Source organism: Streptomyces sp. NBC_00996 (assembly GCF_045162675.1).
Classification (GTDB): domain Bacteria; phylum Actinomycetota; class Actinomycetes; order Streptomycetales; family Streptomycetaceae; genus Streptomyces.
On sequence record NZ_CP108723.1, the window covers coordinates 496,520 to 522,526 of the forward strand.

Sequence of the window (26,007 nt, forward strand, 5' to 3'; positions counted from 1 at the left end):
CTGTTCACTCCAACTTCCGAGAGGTTGTGTGATGTTCCTCTTCCGTCGCAGCGAGGGCCGCGTCATCGTAGACGAGGCCCACCGGCGCACCCAGGGCGCCGACGCTCCGGCCGTCCTGCTGGACGTGCGGGAGCGGGGCGAGTGGAACGCCGGGCATGCGCCCGGCGCCGTACACACGCCGCTGCCCGGCCTGGCCGCCGGTGCGTCAGTGCCGAGCGCGGCCCTTGGGCGGCCGCCGGTGGTGATCTGCCGCAACGGCAACCGCTCGCAGCAGGCCACCAAGCTGCTGGCCGTACGCGGCGCCCGGGCGGTGGACGTCAAGGGCGGCATGAACGCGTGGGCCGCCGCCGGTCACCCGGTCGTCGACGAACGCGCGAACAGCGGCTCGATAGGATGACCGCTCTGATCCTTGCGCTCGTCGCCGGTGCCGTCATCGGCCTGGCCCTCGGTGGGCTGGGCGGTGGTGGCAGCGTGCTGGCGGTGCCCGCTCTGATCTACCTGCTCGGCTTCACCCCGGCGGAAGCGACCACGGCCAGCCTGGTCATCGTCACCCTGACATCGGTCACGGCGCTCGTGGGGCACGCCCGGGAGAGCAATATCTCCTGGCGCACCGGGCTGCCGTTCGCCGCGGCGGGCATCGTGCCCGCAATGATCGCCGGGGCCGCCGCCGGACACCTACCCCAGACCCTGCTGACGGTCGCCTTCGCCGTCATAGCGGCGCTCGCCGCCCTGCGCATGCTGCGTCCCACGCGCACCCAGTCCTCCGGCGAGGTGCACGCCGGCAAGGCCGGTGCCGCGGGCGCCGGGCTCGGCGCGGTGACCGGGTTCCTGGGCGTGGGCGGCGGCTTCCTGGCCGTACCGGCCCTGGTGAGTGTGCTGAGCCTGCCCATGCGCCGGGCCGTCGGGACCAGCCTGTTGGTCATCACGGTCAACTCGCTGGCCGCTCTCGGCGCCCGGGCCGGCACCGGAATGCGGTTGGACTGGCCGGTCATCGCACCGTTCACCGCGGCGGCGATCCTGGGCGCCTGGGACGGCAAGCGATTGTCGAAGAAGATCAAGGGCAACACGCTTCAGCGTCTCTTCGCCTACGTGCTGTTCGCGGTCGCCGCCTTCATGCTCGTCGACGTGCTGACCTGACCATACCGGCACATCTCGGGCACATGAACAGGGATCAAGCCACTGAGAGGAACAGCTTCTCCAGCCTGCCGCGCATCTGCTCACGGTCCTCGCCGTCGCCCCGGCCGTCCTCCAAGTCGGCCAGGCGCTGCTGGAGGCCGCTCGCAATGATCGCGAAACCGGCGCGGTCGAGGGCTCGGGAGGCGGCGGCGAGCTGGGTGACGACCTGCTCGCAGTCGCGACCTTCCTCGATCATCCGGATCACCCCGAAGAGCTGCCCCTGCACCCGGCGCAGCCGGTTCAGCACCGCCCGCGGCTCCGCACCCGCCAGATCAAGCTCCCCACCCACTCCTCACCGACACCCCGCGGGGTATGAACACTCCCCTTAGCGGGGCACCATCGACCCACAAGGATGACATCTGCCATGACCACCCCCATCACCCTCGACCCCCGCCAGGCCCGCTCCCGTCTCCACGAACTGACCATCATCGACGTCCGCACCCCTGGTGAGTACGCAGGCGGCCACATACCCGGCGCACTCAGCATCCCCCTCGACCAGCTCGATCGGGCGCTGTCCGACATCCGCACGGCTGCCGAGCGCGGCGAGGTTCTCGTCGTCTGCGCCTCCGGCGCCCGCTCCGAGAACGCCTGCCAGATGCTCGCCGAGAAGGGCATCCACACCGCCACGCTGGCCGGTGGGACTGGCGCCTGGGCCGCGCAGGGCCACGACCTGCACCGTCCCGAGGGCGGAGCCGCGAAGGCCAAGTGGGCCATGGACCGCCAGGTGCGTCTCACCGCGGGTTCCCTGGTCCTGCTCGGCCTGGCGCTGGGCGAGGTGGTCCACCCGGCCTTCCGAATGCTGTCCGCAGGCATAGCCGGCGGCCTGGTCTTCTCCGCCGTGACCAACACCTGCGGCATCGCGGCCATGCTCGCCAAGTTGCCCTACAACCGGCCCCGCCAGGCCGACCTGGACGCGACGCTGGCGCGTCTGCGCGACAACTGACCGAGTCCGCGCCGTCGGCAGGGTCCCCCGTCGGGCGTGTTCCGCAACGGTCCGCGGGGACAGTCCGTTCGACTGCTTCCGCGGGCCGTTCGCTGATCACGACCTGTTCTTGACGGCACGGGAGCGCCGCCGGTCGGCCGGGCGGCGAGGGCGACGCATGGCACGTCCAGTGCGCAGAGCCTGAGTTGGTTCGCAGCGGAGTTCACCACGGCCTTGGACGTAAAGGGCCTGGTAGATGGTCTCGTGCCTCACCTGCATCTCCGGTCGATGGGCGAAGCGTCTGCGCAGAACGTGACAGATCTCCTCGGGGCTCCAGCGCAGGGCCAAGTGGGCTTGGATGAAGTCGTGCAGTTCCGGGTTGTGGCCGATCTTTCCGGTCTCGGGGCGAGGTCGGCGGGCGTCAGCGCGGCGCGGAGCGGCATGGGGCCGGTACCGCCAGCGGCCGTTGGCCAGGACGGTGCAGTTGCGGCGGATCTCGCGGCTGATGGTCGACGGGCTTCGGCCCAACTCGGCCACGATCGCCCGGATCGTGGCCTTCTCCCGCAACCGGTCGGTTATGGGGATACGGTCGGCCTCGCCCCGATACCAGGAAGGGGCAGCAGGCGTCGGCGCAGCGGCGGGCGCCGCCGCGTTGACCGGTGGTGCCGCCTTGAACCGACCCGATGCGCCTCGGCCGTTTCGCCACCGCTCGCCCGTACGGACGCTGATGCCGACAGCCCTCGCCGCCTCGGCATATCCCATTCCTTGATCCACAAGCCGGAAGTATGTCTCCCGTTCCCGCACCAACGGTCTGCTCCCCTCGGGCCTCCGGCGCCCACGAATGAGCCGTTGTGGGCGGAGACGTTCACTGGGCTGCGGATGCGGCAGTTCGAGCGGCTGTTGAAGGTCGTGTGCGAGCGCGGCGGGAAGGGGGTGGCCGCCCCTGGCGCCTTCCGCTGGCGGACCACCCGACGTTGATCGTCCCTTTGGAGCTCGGGGTCAGGCGACCCAGCTGCCGGTCACGGCCAGGACGGACGAGCCGTCGAGGTCGCCGAGCTTGGTGCCGACGAAGGAGCGGGCCGCCTCCGAGGTCTGGATCCGCAAGGCGGGCCGGTCGCCGCTGAGCGCCTCGATGATCGGTGCGGCGGCGTCCGCTGGGGACTGTGCGCCGTTGGCGAAAGCATTACGGGTCCGCTCGACGTAGGCGCGCAGCGCGGGCGCGTAAGGGCCCGCGGCATCGATCACGGCGGGATCGAAGCCGACGTTGCTGACGAACTCACTGGCCACCGCGCCTGGTTCGACCACGGTGACGCTCACTCCCGTCGTCGCGGCGACCGGCGCGAGCGATTCCATGAAGCCCTCGACCGCGAACTTGGCGGCGCAGTACGCCTCATTGAACGGCTGACCGACGACGCCACCGACGCTGGTGACGGTCACCACCCGCCCACCGGTCGCGCGCAGGTGCGGCAGCGCGGCTTTGGTGACGTGCAACACGCCGAAGAAGTTGACCTCCAGCACGTGGCGGACGCCGGCCATGGACTCCTGTTCGAGGGTGCCCACGTGCCCAGCCCCCGCGTTGTTGACCACCGCGTCAAGGCGCCCGTGCTCGGCGATCACGCCCGCGACGGCGGCCTCCACCGAGGCCGGGTCGGTGACGTCCAGCTGCCGTACCCGGATCCGTCCGGCCACTCCGGCCGCATCTGCGGCGGCGAGCAGGGCCTCGGCCCGGGAGGTGTCGCGCATGGTCGCGACGGCGTTCCAGCCGGCCTGGGCCGAGGCGATGGCAGCAGCCAGGCCGATGCCCGAGGAGGTGCCGGTGATCAGGACGGTTTTCTCGGTAGACGGGGTTCCGGTGGTCATGGTCGGTCTCACTTTCAGTCAATACTTATGATCGATAACTAAGGTGTTACATAACTATGGCGATCCATATCTGTCCCTGTCAAGTGAATGGCTAGAGTGGAGTGATGTCCCACCGATCCGATGACGTCACCCGCCAGATCGTCGCCCTGTTCGCCGCGATCAACCGCCGGTACGCCCGGGAGTCGGAGCAGGCCGCGGCCGAGCACGTCCTCACTCCGCTGCAGGCCAAGGCGCTGCTTGCGGCCGAGGAGCCGGTACCCATGCGCCGGATCGCCGAGTACCTGCACGCCGAACCTTCCAACGTCACCACGATTATCGACCGGCTGGAGGGCCGCGGACTGGTCGAACGGCGCCCCGCCCCCGGCGACCGCCGGGTCAAGCTGGTCGCCGCCACCGAGACCGGTCTCCGCGTGGCTGCCGACCTGCGCACCCGGATGCCGTTCGCTACCCAGCCGCTTCACGCCCTGGACGATCGACAGCGCGAGACACTGCGCGACCTGCTCCAACTCATGGCGGATTCCGAGTCGCCGAACTGACACCGCCCGGCCACGCGGAAGTCGTGACCGAGCGGCGAACAGAGGTGGATCAACCGGCGATGGGCGTGCACGCCAGATCGATACGGGAGGGTCTGCCGTGGCTGGTTATCCTGGGCGGGCCCTGGCGACGGTGAGGTGCCGGGGTGGGGATACTGCAAGCTACCGGCGATCCCTGAGAGCCCTACAAGCTCCTTGATCCGACCCCCGAGGGGGGCGTCTCGCCACGGCGTTCTGCAAGGCCCTGCAAGCGGCCGGTCGCCCCGCGACGACTCAACGCTCGTACGGAATGGACCTGCTGAGATGGTTTCGGTTCCTGTGGACGATCGAAGTGCCCTGGGACCAGGCAGCCCAGGCTGAGGCCCGCGACTCTTCCCGCCGGATGCAGTTGATCGACAAGCCCGTACACGGACGCCACGGTACGGGGCGCGCTGCACCACCGCGGGCGGTCGGTACGCCGAACGGGGTCACCGGAAAACCAGCCAAGGCCAGTGCGCCGGTGATGGTCTTGCGGTCTCGCAGCGCGAGCCTAGGGGTGTTCGTAGAGCTGGATGAGGCCGGCGAGTGAGAAGCACAGGACGCCCGTGAGGGTGCCCCAGTTGGCGATGCCGGCGTTGACCATGCTGCCCGTGGCGGGGCGCGTGAAGGCCGCGAGCGCTGACACCATGAACAGGAAGGAACCGAGCCGGTTCACGGCGACGATCCACCAGCTGAGGCTGTGGGGGCGGACGCAGGGCCGACCGTGGCAGATCTCGACCAAGCCCAGATGCCCGGAGACCAGGAAGAGCACGTTAGCCGACCACGTCGGGCGCCCAGATCAGCCGGTTGACCTGCTGGACGCTCAGGCCGAGCAGGAAGGAGTCCAGCAGGGAACGGCGAAGACGAGCGTGCCCGCGAAGAGGACGCATGCACTCAGGCAGTCCACCGCATCGGCTCGTAGCTCCACCACCGCCAGCGGCGGGTGACCAGCCGGCCCTGGCCATCGCCGACGTAGCGGGGTGCGTTGATCACCTGAAGCAGCGAGGCGTAGCCGCCGGTGTTGAAGAACAGGCCGCCCACGAAGTAGATCGAGGCGCACTCGGTGGCGTCGCCGGAGCCGAATTGGGCAACGGCCTCGCCGACCGCGAAGAGCGCCCCGCCGACGACGAAGGCGATCGCCGCGATGACGTTGAGTCTGCGCAGCCGGCCGATGGAAATAGCATCCGCACGGGTTTGCCCACCGGCCGCCGCGCCGGGCGAACGGACGACGAGCATTCCGCGCCGCCGCGCGAGACGCGACTCCCACACCGCGGTGCCACCGTCGGGAAGGCGCCACGTGAGCCTGGTGGTGAACGGTCCTGCGCCCTCGGCGCGCCGCTCCGGCTGTCCCACGGGCCGAGCCTAGGCGTCGGACGGGACTGGAAGGCGTGCGAAACGCTGTCCCGCCAAGTTGTAGAAAAGCCTGTGCGACAAGGTCCGGGAGGTCTGCCCCGTGTTTCCGGGGCGTCCACGCCGAGTCCACTGGAGCGTCCCCGACCCGGCAGCCGGCGCCACCGACCAGGCCGGCCACCCCGCCTTCCAACGCACAGCGGGCGACATCGACGCCCGCATCCGTTACCTGCTGCCCATCCTCGCCCAGACACAGGAGGCCCAGCCGTGACGACCCCCGACGAACTCGCCAGCGTCCGCTACATCGTTGACGACGTCCAAGCCGCCATCGACTTCTACACAACCCATCTCGGCTTCACCCTGCGCACCAGCGCCGCACCCGCCTTCGCCGACGTCACCCGCGGGTCCCTGCGGCTCCTGCTCTCCGGAGCCGCCAGCTCCGGAGCCCGCGCCACCCCCGACGACGCCACCGCCGCCGGCCGCAACCGCATCCACCTGATCCTCGACGACCTCGACAGCGAGATCGACCGGCTACGCGCCGCCGGACTGACCTTCCGCAGCGACGTCGTCTCCGGCCCAGGCGGACGCCAGATCCTCATCGCCGACCCCGCCGGCAACCTCATTGAACTGTTCCAGCCCGCCCACACCTAGGCCGCAACCCCACCGGCCAGGCCCTGACGGGGAATCCCTCGGCTGGCCTCCTGCGCCACCCCCTTTAGGTCGCCGGCAGCCCAACTGCACGTCCATCCAGGCTCTTCACCACGATTCCACCTGGGTCAGTTGGACACGCCACGAGGATGGCCGCGCCATCACGGAGACACCCGCGACGGGCCCCAGCGTCGTGCCCCCGGCGCGCCCACCGGCGTCCGGCTGACGAAGGAGCCGGCCTGCGGGCCGAGCTGGATCGCCGCTCGGCGCGCCGTTCCCGGCCGCGGAGGCGGTCGTCGCCCACGGTCGGGCATCGGCTGAATTGGTCGGCCACGAAGCGCGGTTGGCGCTCACAGGCCCCCAGCGTCCAAGAGACGCAGTAGGGCCTTCTTGGTGTGGTGCTGGAGACGTAGCCTTCGGTAGCGCTCTGCGAAGCCTTCGGTGGTGCCGTCGCGGTCCGCGAGGGCGGCCAGGTCGCCAAGTATCTGCACGGCGGCGGGGTAATTGCGGCCCCTCTGGTGCGCGATCAGCTGGGTGACACGGCTCCAGGCGGCCTCCGGGTCGCTCGCGATGGTGGCGATGCGAAGCTGCTGGGCAGCTTCGGCCTGCAGGCGCGCTGCTTCCTCGCGTGCGGCTTGCTCATGTTCTTCGCGTGCAATGCGCTTAGCAGTCACGGTGGGAGCCGCAGCCTGCAGCTGCGCCACGGTGCGGCTGCTCTCGATGGGGGCGGCACCGGGGTGGGCCAGGCGGAACCGGCGGCGCAGGTCGGTCACGGCGTGGCGATCGCCGTCGTGGAGGAGACGCAACAAAGTGGCGTCCTTCTCCGCCTGCGGCAGCGCGCTGATCCAGGACTCGTACATGGGACGGGTGGGCTCTGGATCGGGGTGAGGACGCGGGGCGGAGGCTGTGGAGATCAGGTCGGGGTCGATGCGGAGGAAGGTGGCCACGTCGATGAGAGAGTCGGGCAAGTCGGCGAGGCCGGCGGGCAATGGGGGCTCGACGTCGTCCTCGCCAAGGTCGTCGTTGCCCAGGCAGAGGAGCCAGGCCAGATAGAGCAGGCGCATGTCGCCAGCCGCGACGTCCGGGCGTGCCCGGGCGATCGAGGGCAGCCATTCTTCTTCCCGGTGGGCGTCCGGACCATAGTCGTCGGGTTCGAACAGGTCGTTGAAGTCGTCGAACCCGCTGTACTCGTCGTCGGAGACCAGCGTGATCAGCACGTATTCGCCGTGCTGGCGGGCTTCGGCTGATGTTCCTGTGCAGTAGCGCTCGGCGACGTGCAAGGGGAGCTCGTGGGCGGGCCAGCGCAGGATGACCTTGCGACAGCCCCAGTTCGCGAAGTAAAGGTACCCGTCGTAATAGGTCTCCATGAGTTGGTCGCAGTCGCCCTCGAAGCCGCCCCATTGGTAGCTGTTCACGAACGTGGTGCGGGTGAGAGTGGCGCGAGTGGTCAGCTTGCGGATCTCGGCGACCTGCTCGTCGGTCAGGGGGCGGTCGGCGGCGAGGAACTGGTAGTGCTGGTACTCGGACATGCCCGCCTCCGCCTGTGTTCCGGCTTGCCATTCAACCGGAAGATTCGGGCGTCGAGGCCGAATTGGTACCGAAGTCAGCCTAGGTGGCGTGTGGCCGCCGCGGGCGCGACGGCTTCCGCCAAGGCGGTGCGTGCGTCGAGGGGGTCGGGCGGGGGTGGCGCAGACCTAGGCAGTGGGCGAGCCATGCGGCGCTCTGTGGGGTGGCGGAGCGGCGCAGCCCGGCTTTGAGCAGGCGTGCGAGGTTGGCCGCGGCGTCGGCTTGCTGCCGCGGATCTTGGGTGGTGTCGATGCTGCGGATGAGGGCGGAGCCCACGATCGTGACGTCGGCGATGCGGCTGGCTTCCCGGGCCTGCGCAGGATTGGATATGCCGATGCCGACTCCGATCGGCAGGTCGGTGGCGGCCCGCAGGCGCAGCACGAAGTCGGGGAGAGCGTCGTGAAGCGGGGTCCGTCGAGCCGGTAACTCCGGCGACGGCAGGGGCGTAGAGCATGCCTCCGGCGGCGGCGCAGATACGGGCCAGTCGGGCGTCGGTGGTCGAGGGTGCCACAGCGAACACCGTGTGCAGGCCGGTGCGTTGATCAGCGTTGAGCCACGCGGTGGCTTCCTCGATCGGCAGGTCGCGCAGTATCACCCCGGCGGTGCTGCCAAGTCGGTCGATGCTCTGTCGAGGCCGTACCCGGACAGAAGAGGAGTGCAGCACCCGTCAGGGTGCCGAGGCCAGATGGGTCCACGCTTGTGGCAGGCGGCAGGGACGCCCAAGTCCCCTGTCCCTCGAACTGGGTGCAGTCCCGCCGCCCCGGCGTAAGCACGGACAACGAGCGGCAGTGGCCATTCGCCGCAACGAATATCCTGATGCAGGTGACCCACTAATGCAGGTGACCCACTGGAACAGCACCACCAGCTGCACCGGTTCGGCAGACTACAGGAGGAACGGGCGATGAACTCGCCCGGCAAGACACTGGCGTTCTCCACGTGCCCGCGCTCGGCACCCCGGTCACCGTCCTCACGCCACCGGTTGACGATGCGGCCACTGTCCTTCCTGTTCCCCATCTGCCGACCCCTGACAGCGGATTGAGACAGCCCTGGACGGACTGCGTATCGCTTCACAAGGAAACGGGCGCCCCACGGATGTGGGTCGAGGAGGAATGCCGATGGAACGCGACGGCACCGAACCACAGCCGGCCCTCGCTTTGGAGCGTGACGCCGCGCAAGAGATCCACGAATCCTTCCAGGCGATCCTGGACGCCCTTGACGCCGCACGCGCGGCGCTCCATGTGGAGGACGGAAGCCGACGAAGGGCGAGCCCGCCGCGATCCTTCGATCACCACAACGAAGCGGCCACGAACGGCAGCCGAGCAGATCCTGCCAAGGCCCCCTCGTCTCCGCAGGCTCCCCCGCCTCCGGCCGGATATCCGCGAACACAGCGGATGGGGCCCGGGCCCGCAGGCCTGGTTTCCGCCCCTCCGCAAGGCGTTCCGCCGTCCGTCGTGGATCCGCCGCGGACCAGTCATGTGCGCCAGGCTCCGCAGGACCCCATGGTGCAGCCGCTGTGGTCGCAGGGCGCGCGGCAGGAGGCAGGGAAGCAGCCCACCGCGAGCGACGCAGGCCCGACGCGGTCCGAGCCGTCGGCAACCCGTCCCGTCCTCGGGCCTGTGCGGGCGAGCGTGGGCCGCGGAGCCGGCTCGCCTCCGGACGCCTCCTGGACGGCTGACCCGGGACGCTCTGCTCCACACACCGCGCCTCTCGGCGCCCCGCCCCATCAGGCGCCACCGCGCCCGGACACCGTCCGGCCGACCGTGCTGAAGGGAAGCCCAGGACATCGGCGGTTCACCAACCGGCGGCACGCCCGGGCCGCCGGATTCTTCGGGCTGGGTGCCGTGAGCGGACTGATCCTTGCCTCATCGCTGCTCACGAACGAGCACTCCGAGCCGGCGGCGCCACCTGCCTCCCTGGAGCAACCCGAACAGCCACTGCCCGGCGGCACCTCGCTCCCCGAGATCCCCGGCACCGGGGTACTGCGTGAGGGCGACAGCGGGCATGGGGTGTACGAGTTGCAGGTGCGTCTGCTCCAGATCCCGCAGCTCTACGACGGCGGTGCGATCGACGGCCGCTTCGACACGGAGGTCCGGCAGGCTGTGGCCCGATTCCAGAAACGGTTTGGCATCCGCGGGGACGAGACCGGCGTGTACGGGGACAACACCCGCTACGCCCTCATGCTGCGCACGAAGTAGCGGCCGTGCTCTGCGGACCACATCCACGCCTTCGCGGCGCAGCGCGGTGATCAGCTTGCCGAACTGACACGGGCTCAGCCCATTGAATCCTCCTCTTCCTGAAGGAAGAGGATTCCTGGCTCACGCTGCTTGGCCGTCCGGTGGACGGTCGAGTCTTCTGCGATCGGCACCAGCCGGCTGGAGACCAGCCCGGACCAGCATCACGCGCGCGGAGTTCTTGTCCCTTGGCGAGATGGCTCCGCATGCGGTGCAGGTGTAGGTACGTTCCGACAGCGGCAGGGCGTGCTTGGCTCTCGCTCCGCCCCGGCCGCAGTCCATGGTGGTGTGCGCGGGATGCACGAGGTGCAGGATGCGCCCGTGCTTGCGCGCCATGTTGATCAACTCATGCCTGGTGGCTGGGATTGCCGCGTCCGCGGCCTTGCGTGCCATGGTGGTCCGGGCGAGGGACTTGGGGCGGAAGTCCTCGACCGCCAGCACGTCATGGTCCCGCACCACATGCCTGGCCCACTTCCTGGCCATGTCCTGGCGCTGCCGGGCGATCTTCTGGTGCGCCTTTGCCGCCTGCCGCTTCGCCCCGCGGTAGCCCCGGGAGGTGGCCTGACCGCGCTTGGGCTTCCTGCGGGCCATCGTCCGCTGGTGGTGGGCCAGTATCCCCTGCCCGTACCTCGACGCCGTCGCACGCCACGTCCGCGACTTCGCCGACATGATGCTCGACCTCCGCGGCGATCAACTCCCGGCCTGGATGGACCGGGTCACGCAGGACGAACTCCCTGCCCTGCACTCCCTGGTCAACGGCCTACGCCGCGACTTCGACGCAGTTACCGCTGTCCTCAGCAGCTCATGGAGCTCCGGCCAGTTCGAGGGGCATGCGACACGCTCAAGCGCCTCAAGCGCATGGGTTCGGCCGGGCCAAGCTCGACCTGCTCTGCGGACGCATCCTTCACAGTCCATGACCGGCCCGTGTCCGCGGCCATAGAGAATCGACGTCCACCTCCAACGAGCGGGAGCTCCGTATTCGGATCACCCGACACGGTAACCGGAACTCCTGCGATCTTCAGGGTGAGCGTGGTGCTGCCCGTGGCCGTGGCGCACTCGCTGCTGGAGGTCGCGGTGAGCCCGGACACCTCGATGAGCGGCACACCGGGCAGCCCGATGCGTGCCTGCGCCACGGTCGACGATGCCGTGCCCTTGCCGGGGGCGAGGGTCGTGGTGACCTTGGGGCAGAGCTTCTGCACTGACAGCAAGGGAGAGCTGTACTCGGCCGAGCACGGGGTGTCGGCCGTGGTCGCGTCCGCCGTGCGGAGGATCCCGGTGTCGGGCTGCGGCTCGACGTCGAGCAACGGGAGGCCGAGAGAGACGAGGTGCGCCGAGATGCCGCAGGCGCGGCCCGTCGCGTACTGGAGCTTCAGCTGCGCGGAGGTGTCGGAGGCCAAGTAGCCGGCGTCACCGGCGAAGGCCCGAACCCAGCCCTGGCGGGTCGAGCAGCCACTGGCCGACTGGTTCTTCAGCCGCGCACGGCGCAGGTGGGGGCACCGCTGAGCGGCCTTGCGGGCCTAAAGGATCAGGGTATGGCGTACTCACCCATGCAGATCAATACCCTCATCGTCGATGCCACCGACCCCGAGCGGCTTGCCGCGTTCTGGTCCGAGCTGCTCGGCAGGCCGGTCGTGGGCCGCACGGGGCCGTACGTTTGGCTGCGGCGTGAGAACGGCTTGGGCCTGGGCTTCCAGCAGACCGCCGAGCCCAAGTCCGACAAGCACCGCCTGCACTTCGACATCACCTCAACCGACCTGGCCGCCGAGCAGCAGCGGGTCGAGGTGCTCGGCGGGCGCAGGATGGAGCACTACGCCGACGGCGGGTTCCTGGTGATGGCCGACCCCGAGGGCAATGAGTTCTGCATCATCCCCGAGGGTCCCTTCGAGCTCGACGACGATGGACGCGCGAACTACCTCAGCTGACCGACATTCCCGCCTGAGCCCAAGGTGTCATCGACTACCCCGTGGGGCCGCCCGCCCAGATCACCACCAGAGCGATCCCGTGGGAGATCAGATGGCGGTGGGCCTCGGGGGCGTGGTGGCGATCCGGGATGAAGTTCGAAGTTCGCAGGTGGTGGGCTTCTCCGGCGGTGTTCGGGGCGTGCCAGTGCGCGGACTCACTCCCGCTCACTGCCAAGGAACGGTGCGTCCTGTCCGGTTTCCATCGACCGACCCGTCACGGCCGACGGCCCCGGGCCGTGGGCCGTGGGCGCTGCCCGGCCGGGCAGCGGAGAGTGTCGCTTCACCCGAACGGCCCAGCGCGGCGTGGGTGTTCCCGGCGACGCCGCGCCGGTGCAAGGCACTCCTGACGACGTCCAGGGCATGCCTCGAGCCTCGTCGCCGGTGTGCTCGGGATGCTTCCCGCTGGCGCGTCCGCGTTTCCGCACGGCGGCCATCCGGGTGACGATGGCCGCATGGCGGCGGCGAGCGGCGCATCCCACCGAAGTGACGCCGACCTGATGCCCGCCCGGCCTCCTGCCCCATGTGCCCGCTTCGGCACCACGCGGTCACCGCGGCACACGGCCAGCCGTACAGGGAGGCGACCATGGTCCTGGCCCTGCTTGTTCCGGTACTGATGCTCGCGCTGTTGATCGGGATGGACGTATTCGAAGAACGCCTCTTCGGCGCAAAGCCCTCGCCCCCGACCCGCCTACCGAATCCTGAGATCACCGATTGCACAACCCGGGCAATCCCTGAGCAGCCACCACACCGACGCCCGGGGTGACAACGTCCTGGCCCACAGGCCAACCGGCTCGTCGGGCGATCTTCGAGAACCTTCCGCAGGATGGGTTCCGGTTGCCATGCCACGTACCGGCGCGCGGGCGGGCGGCCCTTCTTCGTGCCCGGCGGCGATGCCGCACCGACCTCCCAGGAGCAGCTGATGGCAACGATGACCGATGTACTGATACCGGCGCTGGAGGACGCCCGCGAGGCTCACGCCGCTGTCGTCGACCGATTCCGCACGGATGTCACCCTCACACCGCCAGGCGCCCAACGGCAAAGACTCGAGCGCCAGGTGGCCGAGGCCCAGAACCACCTCGAACGCATCGAGGACCGCGTCCGTGAGATGCGCCCTTCCCACGGACTGCTGTCCGCTGCTGCACAGCTGACGCGGATCGGTATGCGCGGCGTCGTACGGGCGACCCTGCTGCCCCTGGAGGCAGGGGTGTCGGCCGTGGCGGAGATGGTGCGCGGTCACAAGCCGGCCCACGAGCGCCGGCTGCTGAAGAACGCCGAGGCCGAGTACGCGGCCGCAGCCCGGGCTCTCGCAACCTGCCAGGCAGGCAAGGACATCGCCGAACAGTTCCACGACCAGGAGACCGCCGACCTCCTGGCCACGCTGCGCCGCAAGGACGAACAACTGCTGGAGGCCCTCGAGGAGGATCTTGCCCGGCACGCCCGGGCCGTGGCGGCAGCTACCGACGGCCACCGCCCGCCCCCGGCCGAGACCACAGAAGAACGCAGTCTCCTCGACGACGTCATCCGCACGGTCCGCGCGGGCGTGGCCCGGCTGCGAGCAGCCATCCGCAGAGCCACCAGGCGCGTGAGAGAGACGGCTGAAGACGCCTGGTGGGAGCTGCCCGACGCCACCCGCATGGCCCAGGAGGCCCATGGCGCGCTCGCCCGCGAACAGGACCTGCCCATCCCCGGCTTCAGCCAGCTCGGCATCACGGAGATCCGGCACAGGCTGCGTGGCCTGTCCCAGACAGAACTCACACTGATCGAGGGCTACGAACGCTCACACGCGGGCCGGACCGGAGCGCTGAATGCCATCGAGGATCTCCGCGAAGCCGAGCCCTGGGCCGGCTACGACGCGATGGACCCGGAACGGATCAAGATCCACCTGCACGACGTCGGTGACGGCGCGGTTCGTCAGGCCCTGGCTTACGAGCAGCGCCACCGACAGCGCAGGACGGTGATCAACGCGGCGGAGGAGATCCTCCGGGCCACGCCCGAGGCCACCCACCGGGCCAAGGAGGAAATCCTGGGCGAGGCCAGCCGTGAGGAAGACCTGCCCATCGCCGGCTACAGCCAATTGGGCATCACGGAGATCCAGCAGCGCCTGCTCGGCCTGTCCCGTCCCGACCTCACGGTGATCCAGGGCTACGAACACGCGCATGACAACCGGCACGCCGTCCTGGACGCCATCGAGCAGCTGCGCGGCGGTGAACCCTGGGCCGGCTACGACGCGATGGACCCCGACGAGATCATCGGCCGGTTGGAGCAGGCACCCGTCAGCGTGGCCCGGCAGGTGATGGAGTACGAACAAAGCCACCAGCAGCGCCCAAGGCTCATCTCCGCTGCTCAGCGACGAATCCCCATGTAGGGCGCAGGAAGGTGACGAAGCCCGCACTGGGTCATGTCCCTCGTGCAGCTGCTCCCAGTACCGCAAGGGTGGCCGGGCCCGGTCACGATGCACTCGGCACGGGATGGCGTATCGCTGGATGCTGGGCCGCTGATCCGGCTCCCCTGGACTCCGGCAGACCCCCGAGTCTTCCGGCCGGCTCGATCGGGACGAGCGATCTCATCGAGCCGGGTGCCGAGTTCGGCCAGGTCCGGGTGGTCCAGGAGCTCCGCCAGGACGGTTTGCCGCATCCGACCGATGCAGGCCTCCGTCACCTCCTGCGGCGTCACGATCGGACGCGGCCGCGACGCGCGGATCGGGCCTGCGTGTGGTGCGTGTCAACGTCGAAGGACCTGCGGCCGACCGTACGGCCAGAGGCCCGGACCGCCCTGCTGCGGGCGGGGCCTTGCTCGCGTATCTGCGGGGTGCCTCCGGCATGTCCACGTCCAGCTGATGGGTGTTGTTCGACGTGACGTCGTGGCTGTTGATGTTGTTCTTGATGTTGATGTTGTTGTAGGGAACAGAAGGCCAGAGACGTTGATGGGCAGGATCGATGTGCCCCCGCCTCCGCCGCCGTTGTTCCCGCCGCTGCCGGTGCCTGTTCCGGCCAGGGCTGCGGTGTGGGGGCTGCCGGGTGCGTTGTCGGCCAGGCTCAGCGTCGCCGAGCGGGCGCCGGTCGCGGTGGGCGTGAAGGTGACCGTCACCGTGCAGGCCTCCCGGGTTGGTCCCACCGATGCTCACACCGCTCACGTTCGCTGCCGTGTCGCCGCCGTTGGTCAGGGTGAATTGCTGCGAACCACTGCTGCTGCCGACGGCCTGACTGCCGAAGTCATGAGCGGTCGGGCTGAACGAAACGGCGGACCGCGCGGTGATATCGAAGTCGAGCGGCGTGGCATGAACCGAGATGGGGGGCTCCCGCGCGGTCGACGTGCCGGTGAATCTCAGATCGGGACCGTCGGACTTCTGAGCGTCCGAGTTCACCGTCCCATTGAGCGTGGGGGTGCGCGGCGTCTGCCTTGGCCGGGTCCGCCCATCGGTGGCGGGGGCGGGGGCACCTGCGGGGTGGACGGGGCCTCGTCATCCAAATCGCCGCGGACGGCGGCGATGGCGAACGCCACCATGGAGGCCAGGAAGAGCAGCGCGATCGGCCCCCAGATCGAGGGGATCGCCCGCATCGGCCAGCCGTTGGCCGCCTGCGCCCAGAGGGTCAGTATGGCTGCGCCGCCCATGCCGACACCGTGCCACCGCTCCACAGTCGCTGCTTTCGCGTGACGCCCGTTGCCCCGCGCGAAGAGAGTCCACAGCCCGCCGACAAGGCCGGTCAAGCCGAACGAGATACAGGCGAGTGCCCCGCCGAGCCGGTCCTCGGGCCACTCCAGGGGACCGAACGACGTCTGCTGGCGCCGTCCTTCGGCGTCCCGTACCTCGATCACCCGCCCGTGCCAGATCAGGCCGACGACCCTGTTTCCCGGCTCCATCTCCGACACCACCGGATCAGTCTGCCGAAACGTCACTTCCCACCGCTTGCCGGAGGGCAGCAGCAACTCCGCCTCCGGCGACGCTCTCCGCTCTCCGCTCTCCGCGGTGCGTGTCGGCCTTCCCAACGGTGAATTCCTGCTTCCACAGGCACCCGGACGCCTTCACCGGGACAGAAGCACACTCCACCGCTGCGCGGAACTCCCGCTCCCGCTCCAACGCTGCGCGCATCTCGGAGGCCATCGCCACCCCCAGGACCAGAGCCAAGGCAGCGATCAGCATCCATGCCACGCCCCCTGTCGCCTTGTGCTCCCCCAACCCCACCGTGTCTCCTCATCCGTCCCACAGGCTCCCGGACGCGTATTGCAGCACGCCGGCCCATGGCCGCCCATGCCCGCTACCGGCAGCGCACGACCCACCAGGCTTGCCGGACCAAGGCAATGAGTTTGCCCTTCACCGGACAGCCCTTGGGCGGCCGTCCGGTGCCCCGGTCCCGTGACCGGGGCACCGTCGCCGCGGCGGCCGCTTTCCTTACACCGCGACGATGCCCTCCATGCCTGACCAGGCGGTGTGGGGGCAGTCCTTGTGGTTGTCGCTGACCCATGGTGCCGTCATGCCGCTCGATGACGAGAGCCCAGACTCGCGCATGCACCGGCACCGTGAGATCCGTTTCGCCGAGGCGTCAGCACTGCGTAAGAACTCGGCGCGGAGGTCACGTCCGCGGGACTGGAGTTGCGTATCGACGGCCACTCAGTGATCTCGCCTTTGGGACCATGCGGCGAGTTCTGTGGGCAGGACGGTGTCGTCGGTTTCTGATTCGATCGGGTGGAGGCGGGTTTTGGCGAGGAGTTCACGGCCCATGTAGCGGCAAGCCTCGGTCCATTCGTCGTTCTGCTCGGCCAGGACCGCGCCGATCAGGCGGATCAACTCGGAGCGGTCGGGGAAGATACCGACCACGTCGGTGCGGCGGCGGATCTCCTTGTTGAGCCGTTCCTGCGGGTTGTTCGACCAGATTTGCCGCCAGATCTCGCGGGGGAACGCGGTGAATGCCAGGACGTCGCCCTGGGCGGTGTCCAAGTGGGCTGCGGCCTTGGGGAACTTGGCCTCCAGGGCGTCCAGCACGTGCCGCATCCGGGCCTTCACGGCGTCGGTGTCGGGTTGTTCGAATCCGGTGACTGAACCCCATGATCTTTGCGTGAACATCCGACCGGACGGGGACGCGCGGTGGTGGCCGACTGCACGACGTCGGGCTGCTTCACCGACCTCGACGACATCGATGACCCGGAAGACAGGACTCGTTTCGTACCCGACTCACAGATCCTCAGCCAGTGAGCGTGTCTCTTAAGGCTCCGGCGCCGAACGAGGCTCGAACTTGATCAGTTTTTTCGCAGTTCAGCAGTTACGTGGGGGCCTTCGTATCATCTCGAGCTGGGGCTGCGGCAGCCAGGCCGACGCATGGTTCCACACGGCCGTTCCGGAGCCCAGTAACCCGCCGAACCGCACCCGTTCTGACGAGCCTTCCCCCGCCCACGCGTACCTGCGGCCTCACGCCGCTATTGTGGTCGTATGTCCCGCAAGCGTCGCCGACCACCGCCCCAACCCACCCCCGCCGAGCGGGCGTACGCCACGCAGGCCGAAGAGCTGGAGGCGCTGGCCCGGGAGTATCCCGAGGATCGCGAGGAGATCCTCGTCGAGGCCGCGGACAGCTGGAACGACGCCGAGGAATACGACCGCGCGCTCGCGCTTTACCAACAACTGCTGGACACCGGGTGCGAGGACCCGCACCTGATCGAGGCATACCGGATCAGCACCCTGTGGGACGGCGGACGCGCCGATCAGGCACGCCAAGCGGCCAGCCGTCTGCGACGACAGCACCCCACCGATCCGGGGGCCTGGAACTTCGTCGCCGAAGCCTTCGAGACCGCCGGTGAATTCCATGACGCCGCAGACTGGTTCACCGCCGGCATCACCCATCTCCTCGGCCCCGCCACTCCGCTCACCCCCAGCGCCGTCGAACACGCCTCTGACCCCAGCGGCATCGAGATGCTCGTCATCGGCCGCCACCGGGTCCGGCGCCGCCTCACCCAGCCGCACGACGACCTCGACACCCTCGCCGACGACCTGCACGAGCACCGCCCCAGCCTGCTCCGCGGCTCCAGCACACTGGACGACCTCCACGATCCGGACCGCCTGCGGGCCATCGAGAGCGGTGACAAGGACGCCCTGCAAGCCGAGTTCGACAAACTCACCGCCGAGGTCGCCGCTCGTCGAACCGCCCTGTCGCGCCCCCGCATGACATGCGCACTGTTCTGGCCCGAGACCGAGTTCGCCCAACTCCTCACCCGGTGGCCCCCACTGGCGGAGCACTACGGCGCCGAACACCAGGAGCACATCCGCCGCGTCGAGGAGCTCCTGCGCCGCCTGTCCGAGGACGGCGAACCCCATCTGGGCATCGCCCAGGGCGCCCTGGCCGACTTCGAGGCGTTCACTCGCGATGAGGACCTCTCCCCACAGGACGGCGACACCCGGGCCCGATACGCCGCCGACCTCGCCGCCCGCGGCCAGGCCCAGACATGGCCTCCACCCCGCAACAGCCCCTGCTGGTGCGGCTCTTCCCGCAAATACAAGAAGTGCTGCGGCAACCCCGCTCTGACCTGACCCCAGGCCCATCAACATCCAGAAGGCATCTTTCACCCAACTCGCGACTGAGCCCAGGAATTGCCCAGGTACGGCCCGTTAGCGGCGTGACCCCAGCTACCGCCCGCGAGTTCGTGGCGTCACCACCGGGCGAGGGCATGTGGTATCAGCCCCACGCGGCCGCACCCTGGCAAGCCGTTCTGGATAGGCCTGCCGGCTCGGGTCAGTGCTGTCTCCGCCGGCTCGGCGCGTGCGCCGACGAGATCGGCGGCGGATGGCAGGTGGTTGATGAAGTCGACGCCTTCGCCGGCCCACATCGGAAGCAGAGGGAGCGAGTTCGGCCTCCCGGCCCCTCCATTGATCGAGGATGGAGCGGTCAAGGGTGCGCGCCATGTTCCGCAGCGGCCAGGCTTTCTCTACCGCGGTCCGCTCGAACGCGTGGCGATGGTGAAGTACTGCCTGGCAGTTCAGCGAAACAGACAATCGGTTGCCTGTCGGCGATGGTGGTGGATGCAATGTCCGGCATGGTCACCCAGGTGCGCCCGCCACGGCGAGATGAGATGAACGCGTACTACCGGGCCTTGCCACTCTGCGATCCGGGCAAGTTGCAGCCGAATCGGCACACGGGAGACGCCAACGCATGAACGCAGCGCGTCCTACCGCGCGTGATTCCATGTCACTTTCATGGTGCAGCGTCCCCACGTACTCAGGAGATCTGTTGGGCAGCGACGGTGCTGAGCCAGGCACGGTCGGCGTCACCGTGACGCGGCGGCACCGCGTCCGGACAGGTCGCCCGGCGGTAGCGCGCCAGGTCGAAGTCCTCGCCGACGCCGAATCCGGTCGCCACGCCCGCGTTCAGGAACGCGATGTCCACACCGCCGCACTGCTCCTGGGTGAAGTCCACCAGCTCACGGTTGGCGTCGAGGTCGGAGACGTCACAGGCGCGGAAGTGGCCACCGATCATGTCGGCCACCTCCCGGCCGCCCCGCGCGTCGAGGTCCGCGACACCCACGCGCGCCCCCGCCAGCGTCAACGTCAGCGCCGTGGCCCGGCCCAGTCCGCTGGCACCGCCGGTGACGATCGCCGCCTTGCCCCGCAGCGCGGCGTTGTCCGGCGGTTCTTCTCGTGGGGGGCAGCCCTGCTCTCGGCGGCGCTCATGCCAGCTCGAGCACGAGCTTGCCGACGTTCTCGCCGCGGAAGAGCATCTGCAGCGTCTCGGGGAATTCGTCCACGGTTCCCCTCACCACATGTTCTTTGACCTTGATGCGGCCGTCGCCGATCCAGGCGGAGATCTCCTGCGCGGCCTGCGCGTAGCGCTTGGCGTAGTCGAAGACGACGAAGCCCTCCATGCGGGCGCGACGCACCAGCAGCGTGAGGTAGTTCGAGGGGCCCTTGACCGGCGTGGCGTTGTTGTACTGACTGATCGCACCGCAGACCACGACGCGCGCGTGCATCGCCAGCCGGGTCAGTGCGGCGTCGAGGATGTCTCCTCCGACGTTGTCGAAGTAGACGTCGATGCCGTCGGGGGCGTGCTCGCGCAGCGCCTTCCTGACGTCGTCGGCGCGGTAGTCGATCGCGGCGTCGAATCCCAGCTCGTCGGTGAGCAACGCGCACTTCTCGGGCCCGCCCGCGATGCCCACGACCCGGCAGCCCTTGGCTTTCGCGATCTGACCCACCATGCTGCCGACCGCGCCGGCCGCCCCCGACACCACGACGGTCTCGCCGTCCTTGAGCGCCCCGACGTCCAGCAGGCCGAAGTAGGCGGTCATGCCGGGCATACCCAGCGCCCCGAGATACGTCGAGGGCGGGGCGAGGGAGGTGTCGATCTTCAGGGCGCCCCTGCCGTCGGAGACCACGTACTCCTGGACGCCGAACGTGCCGGCCACGTGATCACCCGGCTGAAAGCCGGGATGGTTGGATGCGGTGACCTCGATGACCGATCCGGCGCGCATCACCTCACCGATGCCCACCGGTGGCAGATAGGAGGGGCGGTCATCCAGCCAGCCCCGCATGGCCGGGTCCAGCGAGATGACCCGCGTCCGGCCCGCGAACCGGCCCGGGCCCGGATCCTCCACGGGCCCCGAAAAGTGCTCCCAGTCATCGGGTTTCACCTGGCCCACGGGGCGGGCTGCCAGACGGATCTGGCGGTTGGTCGCAGACATTGCGCCTCCTGTCGTTCGCGGCTCCCAGCGACCCTACCGACCAGTAGGTACGTCGGGGGGTGTGATGTTCACCACACACCATCCCTCCGTTCAGGTCCCGAAGCCGTCGGGGACCAAATCCCCGGCTCCGGTCGGCATGGCGGGGCATCCGGTCCCGACAGCAGCCGGAGGGCGGGCGAGGAAGGCGTCCTACGCCGTCGGTGCGGGCCGGTGGGCGCAGCACGACACGGTCCGCCGCCGGATCCTCGGCGACTGTTCGCCGCCCTTCCCCGAGTCGGCTCCGGCCTCGCGCGGGAGACGGGCAGTTTCCCGGCGATGCACGGGAAAAGCTGAATCCGCTCGCCGACTCACCCAGTTGATCCGCCGCGCACCACATCAAAGGTCGTCGAGGCTGCCGACGCTGAGGGTGAAAACCACCGGGAAGACCAGGGCGGCCGGAATCCGACCAGGGCCATGTCGGTAACGACGTGGGGTGCGTACGGAGTTGGCTGGCCGCCCCGCGGACCGCCAACGCGATCCGTACCCGGGGGCATCCGGCCGTCGCCCCTGTGCGGCATCGAGCCCAAAACGTGACTCCCAGCAGGCTTATCAGGCATTCCAACCAGTCGGTATCGTGCGCCGCCACCCCCCTTTGATCCCGCCCACCTCCACGGATCCGAGCCGCATGGAAAGGCCGCGCGATGACCTACGCCGACGACAACCGGTATCCACCACCACCGACGGGATGGACGCGGCCGCAGACCGAGCCCTATCGGCACGCCCCTCGGCACGACTCGTACGGCCGGGATCCGTGGCAGGAGCCGTACGGACACGACGCCCCTCGGTACGACTCGTATGGATACGACGCCTCTGCGTACGACTCGTACGGGCAAGCCCCTCGGCATGAGCCGTACGGGCACGAGACCGGTCGACGCAGCGCCGACCTCGCCGCCCTCCGCTCGGCCTACCGGCTGCTCCGCCGGGTCTCCACGCTCACCGCGCTCGGCTCCTTCCTGGTGTACGTGTTGCTGTCCTGCTATGCGCCGGACCTGATGGGGACCAAGATCGCCGGGGAGCTGAGTCTGGGCATGGCCCTTGGGGTCCTCCAGCTCGTCGTCACCTTCGCGGCGGTCCTCTGGTACGGACGCAGTGCACAACGCTCCGTGGACCGGTTGGCGCGGGTTGTCAGGGAGCGGGCGGCACGACCGGCTCGGGACGCCGGGGTGGCGAGATGAACGACTTCACCTCCGGGACGCAGGCCACCGTCCTGATTCTCTTCACCGCCCTGGCCACTTTCACGCTGCTGATGTGCGTGATGGCGGGACCGGATCGCGACGACCTGACGAACTTCTATACCGGCTACCTCTCGCTCACGCCGCTCAGGAACGGTTTGGCGATCGCGGGCGACTACATCTCCGCGGCCACAGTGCTGAGCACCACCGGCATCATCGCGCTCGCGGGATACGACGGCTACGTGCTGGCCGTCAGCACGGCCATGTCGCTGGTGCTGCTGATGTTCCTGCTGGCCGAACCCCTGCGCAACGCCGGCAGGTTCACCATGGGCGACGTGCTGGCCCGCAACATGCCCGGGCGGGCCGTCCGTATCGCCTCCTGCGTGGTGACGCTTTCGGCGACTCTTCCCTTCCTTGTCGTCCAGCTCTCCGGGGCCGGGTCGCTGCTCACCTTCATCCTGGGCATCCCGCACCTGCCGGGCGCCAGGACGGTGTGCATCGTCCTCGTCGGCAGCCTGATGATCATTTACGCGGCGATCGGCGGCATGAGGGGCACCGCGCTCATCCAAATGATCAAGATCGTGCTCCTGCTGGGCACCAGCGTCGCCGTCGCCGCTCTGGTCCTGAACCGCTTCGACTGGAGCCCCGGCGACCTGCTCCGGGCCGCCGAGCGCGGCAGCGGCACGGGCCCCGCTTTCCTCCACCAGGGCTTGCAACTGGGCACCTCTGCCAGTCAGCGGCTGGACTTCGTCAGTCTCCAGATCACCGTGGTCCTCGGCGTGGCCTGCTTGCCGCACATCACGATGCGCCTGTACTCCGCGCGGGACGTGCCCGCCGTACGCCGCTCCATGTCGTGGGCAGTCGGCACCGTCACCACGTTCTGCCTGCTCGTGATCATCATGGGTACGGGCGCGGCGGCGCTGGTGGGATCTCAGTACATCACCGCGGCCGACCCACACGGCAGGACGTCGGTGCTCATGCTGTCCCGAGCGCTGGGCGGCGACGGCGCCTCCGCAGGCGCGACGATTCTCTATGCTGCCGTGGCGGGCACGGTGTTCATCACCCTGCTGTCCTCGGTCGCCGGGATGACCCTGGCCGCAGCCTCGTCGCTCGCCCATGACCTGTTCGCCCATGCGGTGCGGCGAGGACAGGCGGCGCCTCGTACGGAGATGACGGTGGCGGCATGGACGAGCGTGGCCGTGGGAACAGTTGCCATCATGCTCTCCACCGTGGTCCAGAACTGGGACGTCGGTGTACTGACCACGCTGGCGATCTGCATCGGGGCGTCGGCGGTGGCCCCCGCGTTGACCTACTCCCTCTTCTGGCGAGGCTTCACGCGCACCGGCCTGCTCGCGAGCCTCTACGGCGGTGCAGCCTGCGCGGCGGTGCTGATGGTCTTCTCCCAAGCCGTTTCGGGCACGCCCTCCGCCGTCTTCCCGAACGCCCACTTCGACCTGTTCCCCATGCAGTCCACCGGCCTGGTCTCCATACCGTTCGGCTACCTGGCGGGCTGGCTGGGCAGCCGTCTGGACCACCGCCGACGCGCTACCGAGAGCCGCGAGAACCGACGGCTGTACGAGGAAGGCGAAGAACGGTTGCTTGCCGCAGCCGAATGACCACAGCGACGGGAGGCGCGCCCTGCCTGGGGGCCACGGTTGGCCTGGACCGCGGCGGGTCACAACAGCGGCCCCAGCACCTGAGCTTCCACACTGCGCGGCAGGCGCCCTCCAGCAGTCGGACCCGTTCCCGCAGCGGAGGATGCGTTGGCTGCTGCCGGATCCGTCCCGGATGAAACTCCTCGCAGACACCAGCCTCGCGCTGGTTGGGGTCCTCGTCTGAGTAGTAGAGCATCGGGACGTCCTCACCGGCGAACTGAATGCGGAACCACCAGCGCTCGACACCGGCCAGGTGCCGTGCCAGGCCGTGCAGAGACAGTGCGGAGGGCGGCACCGCCTGTTCGGACAGTCGCGCTGGTGGCAGACCGGAGCACTTGAGCACGAAGGTGGCCCGGTGCCAGTCCAGGAACGCGCTCAGCGTTTCTCGCTCGCTGCCAACGGCGGGTGGGGCGGGACGGGTGTCACCATTCCATCGGGGTGCATAGTGCTTGGGGGCGGGTGCGCCGGTCACGGTCTGCCTTCCTGGTCAAGGCCGAGTCTGACAGGCGCCACTGACATCGGATCTGCCCGCTGCGGGACCTTGGGTGACATCGAATGATGGGCAGCAGTGTGGCGGTTGGCGGAACGCCGCTCTGGCGGGGAGTTGGTCCGGCTGGTGTGGGGACGTCGGTGAGTCGCTCAAGGAGCTGATCGAGGGGGGCTGGCCCTCGTCGACGGCGCGTTCGTCGTCGGTGAGCGGGATGCTGGACAGCATTTTCTGCAACGTTCTCCTTCGCCTCCACCAGCTGGCCCTTGCTGGAGCTCTTGGGGGTGTAGAAGTCGCAGCGTGTGCAGGCCATGCGGTGCTGGCACCGTTCGAAGAAGGTGTAGGTGCACCGGCCGTGGCCGCGGCCGAAGTACCGCCAGGGCTCTCCGCTTGGCGGCGGCGCCGGAGGTGACCGCCTCGCGGTCGACGAGTACCTCGATAGTACGGGCGTTCCTCGCAAAATAGCCGGCGTCGTTGTAGGCCCCGGCCAGGGTGTTGGGGGGAAGCTTCGCGTAATGGGTCGTCGCTTCGGGCCGTCCGGTGACCGGGCCATTCCTGCAGTTCGAAGAGCGTCATCGGCTCCTTGGCGTTGTAGAGCTGGCTGGCGATGGTGGACGGAAGTTGACCCGACGCCTGACCCACTACAGCCCGCGGACCAGCCAGTGGACGAGGAAAACTCGTGCCTGATCAGGAGCAGTTACGGCACGTGGCCGAAAGACATTGACCAGCCGTGGCGACGGTGCGTCTCTGAGCAAAGTGCTCCCCCGATTCGAGTACGTCCGGGATCATGAAACATGCTCCCGGATGACTGGCAACTCACCGAAGACGTCGACGACTTCCTCGCCCGAGTCGGAGACTTCCTGCGCTCGCGCCCTGCCCTGCACAACACACCGCTGACGGACATCGAGAAACTGCGAACACGCGGGGCGGACACACACGGTTCCGAAGCCACCGTCTTCGGCCGACTGGAGTCAGCAGGCGAGGTCCGCGCCATCTTTTACCGCACTCCGCGCGGATACCTGAGCGTCACCCCCCTCTCTGCCAAGCAGGCCGGCACCCTCGCCGCTCACCGGGCTGGCCTCGGCCGCTCCCCTCCGGCATGCTCGCGGACCACGACACCGCCACCGCTTTCGCCGAGACATGGCAGCGGCACACGGGCTCAGCGCCGGCACGCTTCTGGCGGACTCATCTCTACCGTCTCGGCACGCTCACCCCACCGCAGCCGCGCCCAGAGGGCCAGGGTCGCATCGCGGGCGGAAAGGAGCATGAGCAAGTCGTGCGCTGGTGCCGTGAGTTCTGCGTCGACGTCGGGAGCAGTCCTCCATCGATTTGATCGACGCCGCCTCCTGGGCCCACTCGCGTTTCGGCGACAGACACTTCACGTTCTGGGAGACCCCGGACGGCACTTCCGTCTCCATGGCAGCCGCGAACTCGATCGTCGGCGGCATGATCCGGGTGGACCCCGTCTCCACCCCGGCCCACCTCCGGGGCCGCGGCTACGCGGGCGCCGTGACGGTCGAGGTGAGCAGGGCCGCGCTCACCGCGGGCGCGGCGGGCGTCGTCCTGTTCACGGACCCGAACAACCCCACCAGCAACGACCTATACCAACGCATCGGATACGTCCACGTCGCCGACTTCACCGGGTACAAGTTCGCCTACAGCGCAGCAGAAGCCGGTTAGACAAGACCGACCCAAAACGCACCTGCCACCAGGAAGCTGATCCGCCGACGC

Annotated in this window: 23 protein-coding genes and 7 pseudogenes; 14 read left to right on the plus strand and 16 right to left on the minus strand. The window is 69.0% G+C overall.

Annotated elements, in window-relative coordinates:
- The first annotated feature begins 31 nt into the window (after positions 1–31).
- Positions 32–397: a rhodanese-like domain-containing protein gene (locus OG390_RS02535; RefSeq protein ID WP_406164783.1), complete on the plus strand. Its 366-nt coding sequence runs from the start codon at positions 32–34 to the stop codon at positions 395–397.
- Positions 394–1,137 carry a sulfite exporter TauE/SafE family protein gene (locus OG390_RS02540; protein WP_406164784.1) on the plus strand — a complete coding sequence of 248 codons (744 nt, stop codon included), beginning with the start codon at positions 394–396 and terminating at the stop codon, positions 1,135–1,137. Before OG390_RS02535 ends, OG390_RS02540 begins: the two co-directional genes overlap by 4 nt.
- Before the next feature lie 34 nt (positions 1,138–1,171).
- Here OG390_RS02540 and OG390_RS02545 read toward each other — a convergent pair whose 3' ends face one another.
- A complete protein-coding gene (locus OG390_RS02545) occupies positions 1,172–1,465 on the minus strand; it encodes a metal-sensitive transcriptional regulator (RefSeq protein ID WP_406164785.1) in 294 nt (97 codons plus the stop codon).
- A 75-nt stretch (positions 1,466–1,540) separates the two neighbouring features.
- Here OG390_RS02545 and OG390_RS02550 point away from each other — a divergent pair, with 75 nt between their 5' ends.
- Positions 1,541–2,119, plus strand: coding sequence for a rhodanese-like domain-containing protein (locus OG390_RS02550; protein WP_406164786.1), 579 nt, complete (start codon positions 1,541–1,543; stop codon positions 2,117–2,119).
- A gap of 96 nt (positions 2,120–2,215) precedes the next feature.
- On the opposite strand, the gene OG390_RS02555 is transcribed toward OG390_RS02550, so the two are convergent.
- Positions 2,216–2,860 (minus strand): transposase, encoded by a 645-nt coding sequence (locus OG390_RS02555; protein ID WP_406164787.1) that lies wholly within the window; start codon positions 2,858–2,860, stop codon positions 2,216–2,218.
- 117 nt (positions 2,861–2,977) lie between these two features.
- On the opposite strand from OG390_RS02555, the pseudogene OG390_RS02560 reads away from it, so the two are divergent.
- Positions 2,978–3,078 (plus strand): annotated as a pseudogene (locus OG390_RS02560) (IS5/IS1182 family transposase); the annotation flags it as partial.
- 19 nt (positions 3,079–3,097) lie between these two features.
- Here OG390_RS02560 and OG390_RS02565 read toward each other — a convergent pair.
- Entirely contained in the window at positions 3,098–3,958 is an 861-nt protein-coding gene (locus OG390_RS02565; protein ID WP_406164788.1) for an SDR family NAD(P)-dependent oxidoreductase, read from the minus strand.
- A gap of 104 nt (positions 3,959–4,062) precedes the next feature.
- On the opposite strand from OG390_RS02565, the gene OG390_RS02570 reads away from it, so the two are divergent.
- Positions 4,063–4,494, plus strand: a complete 432-nt coding sequence (locus tag OG390_RS02570) for a MarR family winged helix-turn-helix transcriptional regulator (protein ID WP_406164789.1) — start codon at positions 4,063–4,065, stop codon at positions 4,492–4,494.
- 526 nt (positions 4,495–5,020) lie between these two features.
- On the opposite strand, the pseudogene OG390_RS02575 reads toward OG390_RS02570, so the two are convergent.
- A pseudogene (locus tag OG390_RS02575) lies at positions 5,021–5,862 on the minus strand (hypothetical protein).
- A gap of 100 nt (positions 5,863–5,962) precedes the next feature.
- Between OG390_RS02575 and OG390_RS02580 the strand changes: the two are divergent.
- Both OG390_RS02580 and OG390_RS02585 read left to right on the plus strand, forming a co-directional pair.
- A complete protein-coding gene (locus OG390_RS02580) occupies positions 5,963–6,130 on the plus strand; it encodes a hypothetical protein (RefSeq protein ID WP_406164790.1) in 168 nt (55 codons plus the stop codon).
- The gene (locus OG390_RS02585; RefSeq protein ID WP_406164791.1) at positions 6,127–6,510 is read left to right on the plus strand and encodes a VOC family protein; all 384 of its coding nucleotides are present in this window, start codon (positions 6,127–6,129) and stop codon (positions 6,508–6,510) included. The genes OG390_RS02580 and OG390_RS02585 overlap by 4 nt, the downstream gene beginning before the upstream one ends.
- A 347-nt stretch (positions 6,511–6,857) precedes the next feature.
- Here OG390_RS02585 and OG390_RS02590 read toward each other — a convergent pair whose 3' ends face one another.
- The 3 genes and pseudogenes from OG390_RS02590 to OG390_RS02600 form a co-directional block, all read right to left on the minus strand.
- Positions 6,858–8,036 carry a hypothetical protein gene (locus OG390_RS02590; protein WP_406164792.1) on the minus strand — a complete coding sequence of 393 codons (1,179 nt, stop codon included), beginning with the start codon at positions 8,034–8,036 and terminating at the stop codon, positions 6,858–6,860.
- Positions 8,037–8,115: 79 nt separating this feature from the next.
- The gene (locus OG390_RS02595) at positions 8,116–8,619 is read right to left on the minus strand and encodes a tryptophan synthase subunit alpha (RefSeq protein ID WP_406177459.1); all 504 of its coding nucleotides are present in this window, start codon (positions 8,617–8,619) and stop codon (positions 8,116–8,118) included.
- Positions 8,537–8,737 (minus strand): annotated as a pseudogene (locus OG390_RS02600) (tryptophan synthase subunit alpha); the annotation flags it as partial. The pseudogene OG390_RS02600 and the gene OG390_RS02595, both read right to left, overlap by 83 nt.
- 1,096 nt (positions 8,738–9,833) lie before the next feature.
- Between OG390_RS02600 and OG390_RS02605 the strand changes: the two are divergent.
- Positions 9,834–10,268, plus strand: a complete 435-nt coding sequence (locus OG390_RS02605) for a peptidoglycan-binding protein (RefSeq protein ID WP_406164793.1) — start codon at positions 9,834–9,836, stop codon at positions 10,266–10,268.
- On the opposite strand, the pseudogene OG390_RS02610 reads toward OG390_RS02605, so the two are convergent.
- The 3 genes and pseudogenes from OG390_RS02610 to OG390_RS02620 form a co-directional block, all read right to left on the minus strand.
- Positions 10,269–10,346, minus strand: a pseudogene (locus OG390_RS02610) (IS5/IS1182 family transposase); the annotation flags it as partial. It abuts the gene before it with no gap.
- A gap of 42 nt (positions 10,347–10,388) precedes the next feature.
- On the minus strand, positions 10,389–10,973 hold the full coding sequence (locus OG390_RS02615; protein ID WP_406164794.1) for an RNA-guided endonuclease InsQ/TnpB family protein: 585 nt from the start codon (positions 10,971–10,973) through the stop codon (positions 10,389–10,391).
- A gap of 125 nt (positions 10,974–11,098) precedes the next feature.
- Positions 11,099–11,701: a choice-of-anchor P family protein gene (locus OG390_RS02620; protein WP_406164795.1), complete on the minus strand. Its 603-nt coding sequence runs from the start codon at positions 11,699–11,701 to the stop codon at positions 11,099–11,101.
- A 135-nt stretch (positions 11,702–11,836) separates the two neighbouring features.
- On the opposite strand from OG390_RS02620, the gene OG390_RS02625 reads away from it, so the two are divergent.
- On the plus strand, positions 11,837–12,226 hold the full coding sequence (locus tag OG390_RS02625) for a VOC family protein (RefSeq protein WP_406164796.1): 390 nt from the start codon (positions 11,837–11,839) through the stop codon (positions 12,224–12,226).
- Positions 12,227–12,260: 34 nt separating this feature from the next.
- On the opposite strand, the gene OG390_RS02630 is transcribed toward OG390_RS02625, so the two are convergent.
- Complete coding sequence (locus OG390_RS02630; protein ID WP_406164797.1) at positions 12,261–12,434, minus strand: hypothetical protein; 174 nt, start codon at positions 12,432–12,434, stop codon at positions 12,261–12,263.
- Between the two features lie 750 nt (positions 12,435–13,184).
- Here OG390_RS02630 and OG390_RS02635 point away from each other — a divergent pair.
- Complete coding sequence (locus tag OG390_RS02635) at positions 13,185–14,630, plus strand: hypothetical protein (protein ID WP_406164798.1); 1,446 nt, start codon at positions 13,185–13,187, stop codon at positions 14,628–14,630.
- Positions 14,631–15,625: 995 nt separating this feature from the next.
- Here OG390_RS02635 and OG390_RS02640 read toward each other — a convergent pair.
- Both OG390_RS02640 and OG390_RS02645 read right to left on the minus strand, forming a co-directional pair.
- Complete coding sequence (locus OG390_RS02640; RefSeq protein WP_406164799.1) at positions 15,626–16,252, minus strand: hypothetical protein; 627 nt, start codon at positions 16,250–16,252, stop codon at positions 15,626–15,628.
- Positions 16,253–16,874: 622 nt separating this feature from the next.
- Positions 16,875–17,291, minus strand: a pseudogene (locus tag OG390_RS02645) (transposase); the annotation flags it as partial.
- A 399-nt stretch (positions 17,292–17,690) separates the two neighbouring features.
- Here OG390_RS02645 and OG390_RS02650 point away from each other — a divergent pair.
- On the plus strand, positions 17,691–18,782 hold the full coding sequence (locus tag OG390_RS02650) for an SEC-C metal-binding domain-containing protein (protein ID WP_406164800.1): 1,092 nt from the start codon (positions 17,691–17,693) through the stop codon (positions 18,780–18,782).
- A gap of 685 nt (positions 18,783–19,467) precedes the next feature.
- On the opposite strand, the gene OG390_RS02655 is transcribed toward OG390_RS02650, so the two are convergent.
- Both OG390_RS02655 and OG390_RS02660 read right to left on the minus strand, forming a co-directional pair.
- Complete coding sequence (locus OG390_RS02655; protein ID WP_406177461.1) at positions 19,468–19,860, minus strand: SDR family NAD(P)-dependent oxidoreductase; 393 nt, start codon at positions 19,858–19,860, stop codon at positions 19,468–19,470.
- Between the two features lie 55 nt (positions 19,861–19,915).
- On the minus strand, positions 19,916–20,923 hold the full coding sequence (locus OG390_RS02660) for an NADP-dependent oxidoreductase (RefSeq protein WP_406164801.1): 1,008 nt from the start codon (positions 20,921–20,923) through the stop codon (positions 19,916–19,918).
- Between the two features lie 680 nt (positions 20,924–21,603).
- Here OG390_RS02660 and OG390_RS02665 point away from each other — a divergent pair.
- Together OG390_RS02665 and OG390_RS02670 are read left to right on the plus strand one after the other, a co-directional pair.
- Positions 21,604–22,137 carry a DUF485 domain-containing protein gene (locus OG390_RS02665; protein WP_406164802.1) on the plus strand — a complete coding sequence of 178 codons (534 nt, stop codon included), beginning with the start codon at positions 21,604–21,606 and terminating at the stop codon, positions 22,135–22,137.
- On the plus strand, positions 22,134–23,750 hold the full coding sequence (locus tag OG390_RS02670; protein WP_406164803.1) for a cation acetate symporter: 1,617 nt from the start codon (positions 22,134–22,136) through the stop codon (positions 23,748–23,750). Before OG390_RS02665 ends, OG390_RS02670 begins: the two co-directional genes overlap by 4 nt.
- 202 nt (positions 23,751–23,952) lie before the next feature.
- Here OG390_RS02670 and OG390_RS02675 read toward each other — a convergent pair.
- Positions 23,953–24,261 (minus strand): annotated as a pseudogene (locus tag OG390_RS02675) (DUF664 domain-containing protein); the annotation flags it as partial.
- An 809-nt stretch (positions 24,262–25,070) separates the two neighbouring features.
- On the opposite strand from OG390_RS02675, the pseudogene OG390_RS02680 reads away from it, so the two are divergent.
- Positions 25,071–25,956 (plus strand): annotated as a pseudogene (locus OG390_RS02680) (GNAT family N-acetyltransferase).
- Positions 25,957–26,007 lie beyond the last annotated feature (51 nt).

Coding starts and splice junctions, on each gene's coding strand:
- OG390_RS02535 (WP_406164783.1), top strand. CDS start 32: ATGTTCCTCTTCCGTCGCAGCGAGGGCCGCGTCATCGTAGACGAGGCC.
- OG390_RS02540 (WP_406164784.1), top strand. CDS start 394: ATGACCGCTCTGATCCTTGCGCTCGTCGCCGGTGCCGTCATCGGCCTG.
- OG390_RS02550 (WP_406164786.1), top strand. CDS start 1,541: ATGACCACCCCCATCACCCTCGACCCCCGCCAGGCCCGCTCCCGTCTC.
- OG390_RS02555 (WP_406164787.1), bottom strand. CDS start 2,860: ATGGGATATGCCGAGGCGGCGAGGGCTGTCGGCATCAGCGTCCGTACG.
- OG390_RS02565 (WP_406164788.1), bottom strand. CDS start 3,958: ATGACCACCGGAACCCCGTCTACCGAGAAAACCGTCCTGATCACCGGC.
- OG390_RS02570 (WP_406164789.1), top strand. CDS start 4,063: ATGTCCCACCGATCCGATGACGTCACCCGCCAGATCGTCGCCCTGTTC.
- OG390_RS02590 (WP_406164792.1), bottom strand. CDS start 8,036: ATGTCCGAGTACCAGCACTACCAGTTCCTCGCCGCCGACCGCCCCCTG.
- OG390_RS02615 (WP_406164794.1), bottom strand. CDS start 10,973: ATGTCGGCGAAGTCGCGGACGTGGCGTGCGACGGCGTCGAGGTACGGG.
- OG390_RS02625 (WP_406164796.1), top strand. CDS start 11,837: ATGGCGTACTCACCCATGCAGATCAATACCCTCATCGTCGATGCCACC.
- OG390_RS02635 (WP_406164798.1), top strand. CDS start 13,185: ATGGCAACGATGACCGATGTACTGATACCGGCGCTGGAGGACGCCCGC.
- OG390_RS02650 (WP_406164800.1), top strand. CDS start 17,691: ATGTCCCGCAAGCGTCGCCGACCACCGCCCCAACCCACCCCCGCCGAG.
- OG390_RS02660 (WP_406164801.1), bottom strand. CDS start 20,923: ATGTCTGCGACCAACCGCCAGATCCGTCTGGCAGCCCGCCCCGTGGGC.
- OG390_RS02665 (WP_406164802.1), top strand. CDS start 21,604: ATGACCTACGCCGACGACAACCGGTATCCACCACCACCGACGGGATGG.
- OG390_RS02670 (WP_406164803.1), top strand. CDS start 22,134: ATGAACGACTTCACCTCCGGGACGCAGGCCACCGTCCTGATTCTCTTC.